The organism is Bacteroidia bacterium (assembly GCA_039924845.1).
Lineage (GTDB): Bacteria > Bacteroidota > Bacteroidia > DATLTG01 > DATLTG01 > DATLTG01.
This window is the reverse complement of record JBDTAC010000042.1, coordinates 37,507-44,342: the sequence shown is the minus strand read 5'-3', so window position 1 is coordinate 44,342 and position 6,836 is coordinate 37,507. Positions and strand designations below refer to the sequence as shown.

The window sequence follows — 6,836 nt, the reverse complement described above, 5'->3', positions numbered from 1 at the left end:
CTGGGTTCTTATGATTTTCCTGTTGGAAATACTACCAGTTACCAAAGAGCGAATATCAATTTTACAGCAGCCACTTCTATCCCAAATTTATTGGCGCGATTTGATACACCCGCTCCAGCTGGTCCGCAGGGAAATACAGAATGTGCTACAACATACAATTTGGCTGATTTAAATAATGGATATTGGACGATTACAGCCTCTTCCAATCCTACAACAGGAACGTATACCACCACACTTTATCCTACAGCATATAGCAACAGTGCAGGTGCAAGCGGATGGACTGTTATAAAAAATGATGGAGGACCTTGGTTTTTGAGTGGTGTTTGTCAAGCATCTACCGTAACAATGGTTGTCAGAAAATTAATGAGCGGATTTTCAAAATTTGCGGTAGCCCAAGCTACTGTTCCGCTTCCAATAGAACTCCTTTCGTTTACTGGACAAAATCAAGGAAGTAGCAATTTGCTTTCCTGGGCAACAGCCAGCGAAACGAACAATGCTTTTTTTACTGTTGAACACTCAGAGGATGGAAGTTCATTTACTCAGGTTGCTCAAGTAAGTGGTGCTGGAAACAGTACACAGGAGCACGATTATAGCACTATTGATCGCAATCCATTTAATCCAATTACATATTACCGATTAAAACAAACAGATTACGATGGACATTTTACGAATTCAGATGTTATTGCAATTCAAAGTAAACTACCTGACGTAAATATCAGTAATATAAGACCAAATCCAACTAAGGACAATGTTTCTTGTGATGTTTCAACTCCTGTAAATGGGCAAGTTCAAATACAAATAGTGGATATGTATGGAAAAATTTTAATTGATCAAACGCAATCTGTAGCTCAAGGAATAACAACCCTTAGCACTAATCTAAGCAATGTATCCCCGGGTATTTATGCGATGAAAATTATTTTTTCGCAACCCTCTTTGTCAGCTACGGTTCAAATGGTAAAATCTGTTCATAAAATTGTGAAATACTAAATATGTTAACGTATTAGTTTTGTCTTTTAAAAAAGGAGTTGAAAAAATAATTTTTCAACTCCTTTTTTGTTTCTCGAAACTTCTCTAAAAAAAGTACTTTTAAGCTCGAAAAAAAATTTCCAATGGCATTGATAAAAAAAGTAAATGGTATTTCTCCGACGCTTGGAACAGATTGTTATTTAGCTGAAAACGCAACAATTGTAGGCGATGTAGTAATGGGAAATCAATGCAGCGTTTGGTTTAATGCCGTCGTTCGCGGCGATGTAAATTCCATTCGCATGGGAAATAAAGTGAACGTGCAAGATGGTGCCGTCATTCATTGTACGTATTTAAAAACCACGACTGACATAGGAAACAACGTTTCCATCGGACACAATGCTTTGGTGCACGGTTGCAAAATTCACGACAATGTGCTGATTGGAATGGGCGCCATTGTGATGGACAATGTCGTGATCGGCAGCAATTCAATCATCGCAGCAGGCGCAGTAGTATTGGAAAATACGATTGTGGAAGAAGGTTCTGTTTACGCTGGCGTACCTGCAAAAAAAGTAAAAAATACGAGTCCGGAATTAATCAACGGCGAAATAAAACGCGTCGCGGATAATTATGTAAAATATTCTTCGTGGTTTAAAGAGGAATAAAAAAGTGCTTCGAAAAATTATTTTTTTGAACGCCTTTTTAGCGAGAATTATTTTTCGAATAACAATCGTTGCCCTTTTTGAGATTCATCAAAATGCCCATTTTCGTAAGCTAAATGACCGTTTACAAATGTGTGCGTAACGCTCGACTGAAAAATTTGATCTTCAAAAGGAGACCATCCACATTTTGCTAAAATTGTTGATTTTTCTACTTTCCAAGGTGCGTTTAAATCCACCAAAACTAAATCTGCTTGATAACCTTCGCGAATGTATCCGCGTTTTTCCACGCGAAAACAATCCGCAGGCGCATGACACATTTTCTCCACAATTTTCTCCAAGGAAATTTTTTTCTGATGATACATTTCCAACATTGCAACCAAAGCGTGTTGCACCAATGGTCCGCCAGAAGGCGCTTTAAAATACGAATTACTTTTTTCTTCAAACGTATGCGGAGCATGGTCAGTAGCAATCACATCAATTTTATTTTCGAGTAGTGCTTTTAAAATGGCATCGCGATCTTTTTTCGTTTTAATTGCCGGATTCCATTTTATCAAACTTCCTTTTCTTTCATAATCTTCATCCGAAAACCACAAATGATGAATACAAGCTTCCGCCGTGATGCGCTTGTCTTTCAATGGGATTTGATTGTCAAATAATTCCGTTTCTTTCGCTGTAGAAATATGTAAAACATGTAAGCGCGAATTGTATTTTTTTGCCAACCGAACGGCTAAAGAAGAGGATTTGTAACAGGCTTCTTCGCTACGTATTTGCGGATGACAAGCCATCGGAACATTTTCTCCAAATTTATTTTTATAGATTTCCGTGTTCGCGCGAATTGTAGCTTCATCTTCGCAATGCACAGCTATCAAGAGTTTACAGCTCGAAAATATCTTTTCCAAAGTGCTAACATTGTCCACCAACATATTTCCGGTGGAAGATCCCATAAATATTTTTACGCCACACACCTCACGAGCATTCGTTTTCAACACTTCCTCCACATTGTCGTTGGAAGCGCCCATGTAAAAAGAAAAATTAGCGATGGATTTTTTTGCCCCAATTTTGTATTTGTCTTCTAACAACTCTTGCGTTAGCGCATTCGGAATCGTATTTGGCATTTCCATAAAAGATGTAATTCCGCCTGCCACCGCAGCTTTCGATTCTGTATAAATATCACCTTTGTGCGTTAAGCCAGGTTCGCGAAAATGCACTTGATCATCAATTACGCCAGGAAAAAGAAATTTTCCGCGTGCATCAATGGTTCGAATATTCGGGTTTGAAAAATTATTTTTTTGAATCGCTTTTATTTTGCCTTCGCTGATGAGAACATGTGCAATTTCTTGTTTGTTTTCATTCACCAACGTGGCATTTTCTATAATAAAATCAGCCATTTCAGTTTATTTTTTTGAACCGCATTTGGAGTACGCCCCAGAATGCTTCTTTAAAAATTCCTTTACTCATTTTTGAATATCCTTCGGTACGATCGGTAAATGTGATGGGCACTTCCACAATTTTAAATCCCAATTTCCACGCCGTGTATTTCATTTCAATTTGAAAAGCATATCCCACAAATTTGATGTTATCCAAATCAATTGTTTCCAGCACTTTTCTGCGATAACATTTGAAGCCGGCCGTTGTATCGTGCACCTTAATCCACAAAATCATTCGCACGTAAATGGAGGCGTAATACGACATCAGCTCGCGGTTGCGGGGCCAATTTTCAATGTGCCCGCCTTTGACGTAACGTGAACCGATAGCAACATCTGCACCTTGCTCTGCACAAGCTTTGTAAAGCCGAATTAAATCTTCCGGGTTATGAGAAAAATCCGCATCCATCTCAAAAATAAAATCGTAATTATTTTTAAGCGCCCAACGGAAACCATGAATATAAGCGGTTCCCAAGCCTAATTTGCCTTTACGTTCTTCGATAAAAAGTTTTCCGGAAAATTCAGAAACGAGTGTTTTTACAATGCCTGCCGTGCCATCCGGAGAACCGTCATCCACAATCAAAACATGGAAATCAGTCGGCAAAGAGAAAACTTTTCGAATCATTTTTTCGATGTTTTCTTTCTCGTTGAAAGTAGGTATGATGACGATATTTCTGGACACGTTTTTTATTTGAACGAACGAAGATAAAACGAAATCCTGAGCCCGCAAAAAAAGTTTTTTTAGACGGAGTAATCTAATGTTACACTAATCTCCGATGGTAATTTATTTGTCCGAGATGATAATTCAAATGCACGTGCAAATGAAGCATAAATTCCTCCACAGAAGGCTCTTTTAAAGGTGTTGACAAAGGATATTTTTTCTGAAAATCATGTTCTGTCATTGAAAAAAAAGTTTTTTCAATCATTAAAATCGTGTTGTCAATATCTACAAGAATTTTGGTTACAGGAATATTTTTTTCGGAAAATTCTTTTTCGCGTTCACGAATATAGCCCGTATTTCCAAGTGCAAAACCAATAAAATGATTTAGATTTCCGATGAGGTGTAAGGTTAAATTTCCACCCGAATTTTTTATTTCTCCCGAAATTTTCCACATTTCATTTTCCGAATGGTACGCCTGAATTTCTTCTTTCAGCTTTGTTAAATCACGTTTGTAGATGCTTGCTAAGTTTTGTGGCAACATATTATTTTTTATTTTTTAATTCGTCTTTAAATATTTTTTTAAATTTTTCCATTTTCGGTGCAATCACGTATTGGCAATACGGTTCGTGTCCGTTTAAACGGTAATAATCTTGATGATAATTCTCCGCTTTGTAGAATATTTTATACGGTACAATTTCTGTAACCACCGGATTTGTCCAGGCTCCGGAAGTATTCAATTGTTTTTTATATTCTTCCGCCAATTCTTTTTGACGTAAATTATGATAAAAAATAACGGAGCGATATTGCGTTCCTACATCATTTCCGGCTCTGTTCAAGGTCGTAGGATCATGTGTTTTCCAGAAGGCTTGCAACAATTGCACAAACGAAATTTTAGTAGTATCAAACACAATTTGGCACACTTCCGCATGACCGGTTAATCCTGTACAAACCTGCTCGTACGAAGGATTCGCAACCGTTCCGCCAGAATAGCCGGAAGTTACGGAAACAACGCCTTGAAGCTCTTGAAATAATGCTTCCGTACACCAAAAACAACCTTCGCCAAACGTAACGGTATCTATGCGAGGCTCGGTAATGCTGCTATCTGAGTGCGGTATCATAACGATATTGTTTTTTAGATTGGGTTCCGCGCAAGAAGCAAGCACGGTAAATAAAAAAATACTTTTTAGGAAATTTTTCAGTGATTTTTTCATAATACAAAGTTAAAGATAAATTCTACCTCCACTTACGAAAAAATATTTTTGGCGGATTGGAATTACAAAGCTTCACAATTAAAATCTAATACAAAGCTCGTCAGGAGTCAACACAAGTATTTCGCTATTCTTAAAGTCTTTTACATTGCGCGTTACAATACAATCTATTTTCTCTTCGGACGATGCACATAAAATTTGAATTGCGTCTTCAAAATCTTTGTGTTTTGAACGTAATCCTTTCTTTAAAATATCAACGCTTACAGGGATTACAGTCAAATAATCTAACAAATTATAAAGCACTTCGCGTAAACTTTTTTCATCCATATATTTTTTTAACAAATAGTGTGTCGTTGCAATGGAGTGCGAAGAAGTGAAAAGTTTAATCTTTTTATTTTCTGCCTTATTAAAAATTTCAACAGCATATTTGCTGAAAGGCTTTCTGTTTGCGATTAAGTCAACAATAATATTGGTGTCTATAAATGCTTTTTTCATAAATGCTTTTTTTCAAGATAAGAACGTAATTCTTTTTCTTCATCAAAATTTTTGGGAAGTTTTACGGCTCCTACTATTTTTTTGAGTTTAGGCGATAGCTTTTCGTTTCCGCTATCTTGCGTAATCGTTTCAAGATAATTTTCAATAAGTTCAGATAAACTTCTGCCGCTATTTTTTGCGTAAGATTTCGCTCTTTCTATAATTGACTTTTCGACAGTCAAAGTTAATTTAGTTGTCATAATACGTGTAATTTTTACAAAGATACGTATCTTTTAAATTAAAATAGCTTGCAAATAAAGATTTTTACTTTGGCGAGTGAGTTTTAATACTAAATTTCATCTTCACTTACGAAAAATATTTTTTGTGGATTTAGGGATTAAAAGACGTTCAAAAAATAATTTTTCGAAACACGTTTTTCGATTATTGTAGGATTGTGTAGATTTGGACGTTATAATTAAAGAAATTACATGAAAGTACAAGTTAGCATGTTGACCATCTTTTTCTTTGGACTTCTTGGCTGTTCAAACAATCAGACAAATATACCTAAACAAAGTCATCAGACAGACTCAATCGTAAAAATCGAAATGAATTTGAGTGCATTTGGTGTTGAGTCTGACAGTTATCCTTCAATTCATGTTTTACTTGACTTTATTCATGACTCCAGTATTTGTGTCAAGTCTTACTACAATCCGTCAATTAAAGGTTCGACATATTCATTGACAAAAAACGAAATGTTGTCGATTCTTAAATTGCTTAAGATAGAAGATATAGTGAAATTGAAAAAGGAATATACCGTTAATTTATCTGACCAACCTAAATCTATAACTAAAATTTATACTACTAAAAAAATATTTACGATTACTGACTATGGACTTGAAGGCGAATACCCATTACAAGAGCTATATAAAATTGTGTATAAATTTGATCTACCTCAAAATTAGTACAAATTGAAATTGGGCGTACTTTACCTTTTTAGAAATTTGCTTAATACCGAACTTTAACATATAAAAATAAAATAAAATGAATCAACTGACCAAAGAAGAAATAGTTAAAGCTTATTATTCAGGCTTCGAAAAACACGAGTGGAACGCAGTAGCGGAACTACTTGCAGATGATTTTACATTTACCAGCGCCAACAACGATGATCATATTTCGGTTGACGAATTTAAAAAGAGATGCTGGGGCACCAGTACATTTATTAAAAAGGTGAATCATCTTAAAATGACGGAAAGCGGCAATGACCTGATTTTGCTGGTGGAGATAATTACCACAGATAATACGGTTGTTCGCAACGTGGATATTTTTACCATCGCCGTCGGAAAAATAAAATCGGTGGAAGTATTTTTTGGTTTAGGTGAATCGTTTCCGGGAAACAAAAAATAATTTTTCAATCGAAATAAACACGTTCAAAAAAATAATTTTT

Annotated in this window: 10 protein-coding genes; 4 read left to right on the top strand and 6 right to left on the bottom strand. The window is 35.8% G+C overall.

Annotation, left to right across the window (positions count from 1 at the left end):
* The coding region (locus ABIZ51_04720; protein MEO7088079.1) for a T9SS type A sorting domain-containing protein at positions 1-987 on the top strand (987 nt) is incomplete at its 5' end.
* Between the two features lie 122 nt (positions 988-1,109).
* The gene (locus ABIZ51_04715; protein MEO7088078.1) at positions 1,110-1,628 is read left to right on the top strand and encodes a gamma carbonic anhydrase family protein; all 519 of its coding nucleotides are present in this window, start codon (positions 1,110-1,112) and stop codon (positions 1,626-1,628) included.
* A 47-nt stretch (positions 1,629-1,675) separates the two neighbouring features.
* On the opposite strand, the gene ABIZ51_04710 is transcribed toward ABIZ51_04715, so the two are convergent.
* The 6 genes from ABIZ51_04710 to ABIZ51_04685 all read right to left on the bottom strand — a co-directional run bounded on the left by ABIZ51_04710 (position 1,676) and on the right by ABIZ51_04685 (position 5,652).
* A complete protein-coding gene (locus tag ABIZ51_04710; protein ID MEO7088077.1) occupies positions 1,676-3,013 on the bottom strand; it encodes a dihydroorotase in 1,338 nt (445 codons plus the stop codon).
* Position 3,014: 1 nt separating this feature from the next.
* Positions 3,015-3,731: a polyprenol monophosphomannose synthase gene (locus ABIZ51_04705; protein ID MEO7088076.1), complete on the bottom strand. Its 717-nt coding sequence runs from the start codon at positions 3,729-3,731 to the stop codon at positions 3,015-3,017.
* Between the two features lie 79 nt (positions 3,732-3,810).
* Complete coding sequence (locus tag ABIZ51_04700) at positions 3,811-4,251, bottom strand: DinB superfamily protein (GenBank protein ID MEO7088075.1); 441 nt, start codon at positions 4,249-4,251, stop codon at positions 3,811-3,813.
* 1 nt (position 4,252) lies between these two features.
* The gene (gene msrA, locus ABIZ51_04695) at positions 4,253-4,828 is read right to left on the bottom strand and encodes a peptide-methionine (S)-S-oxide reductase MsrA (protein ID MEO7088074.1); all 576 of its coding nucleotides are present in this window, start codon (positions 4,826-4,828) and stop codon (positions 4,253-4,255) included.
* 171 nt (positions 4,829-4,999) lie between these two features.
* Entirely contained in the window at positions 5,000-5,413 is a 414-nt protein-coding gene (locus ABIZ51_04690; protein MEO7088073.1) for a PIN domain-containing protein, read from the bottom strand.
* The gene (locus ABIZ51_04685; GenBank protein ID MEO7088072.1) at positions 5,410-5,652 is read right to left on the bottom strand and encodes a DUF6364 family protein; all 243 of its coding nucleotides are present in this window, start codon (positions 5,650-5,652) and stop codon (positions 5,410-5,412) included. Before ABIZ51_04685 ends, ABIZ51_04690 begins: the two co-directional genes overlap by 4 nt.
* Positions 5,653-5,880: 228 nt before the next feature.
* Here ABIZ51_04685 and ABIZ51_04680 point away from each other — a divergent pair, with 228 nt between their 5' ends.
* Both ABIZ51_04680 and ABIZ51_04675 read left to right on the top strand, forming a co-directional pair.
* Complete coding sequence (locus tag ABIZ51_04680; protein ID MEO7088071.1) at positions 5,881-6,354, top strand: hypothetical protein; 474 nt, start codon at positions 5,881-5,883, stop codon at positions 6,352-6,354.
* Positions 6,355-6,433: 79 nt separating this feature from the next.
* Positions 6,434-6,796 carry a nuclear transport factor 2 family protein gene (locus ABIZ51_04675; protein MEO7088070.1) on the top strand — a complete coding sequence of 121 codons (363 nt, stop codon included), beginning with the start codon at positions 6,434-6,436 and terminating at the stop codon, positions 6,794-6,796.
* Positions 6,797-6,836: the final 40 nt, after the last annotated feature.

Coding starts and splice junctions, on each gene's coding strand:
- ABIZ51_04690 (MEO7088073.1), bottom strand. CDS start 5,413: ATGAAAAAAGCATTTATAGACACCAATATTATTGTTGACTTAATCGCA.
- ABIZ51_04710 (MEO7088077.1), bottom strand. CDS start 3,013: ATGGCTGATTTTATTATAGAAAATGCCACGTTGGTGAATGAAAACAAA.
- ABIZ51_04675 (MEO7088070.1), top strand. CDS start 6,434: ATGAATCAACTGACCAAAGAAGAAATAGTTAAAGCTTATTATTCAGGC.
- ABIZ51_04680 (MEO7088071.1), top strand. CDS start 5,881: ATGAAAGTACAAGTTAGCATGTTGACCATCTTTTTCTTTGGACTTCTT.
- msrA (MEO7088074.1), bottom strand. CDS start 4,828: ATGATACCGCACTCAGATAGCAGCATTACCGAGCCTCGCATAGATACC.
- ABIZ51_04700 (MEO7088075.1), bottom strand. CDS start 4,251: ATGTTGCCACAAAACTTAGCAAGCATCTACAAACGTGATTTAACAAAG.
- ABIZ51_04715 (MEO7088078.1), top strand. CDS start 1,110: ATGGCATTGATAAAAAAAGTAAATGGTATTTCTCCGACGCTTGGAACA.
- ABIZ51_04685 (MEO7088072.1), bottom strand. CDS start 5,652: ATGACAACTAAATTAACTTTGACTGTCGAAAAGTCAATTATAGAAAGA.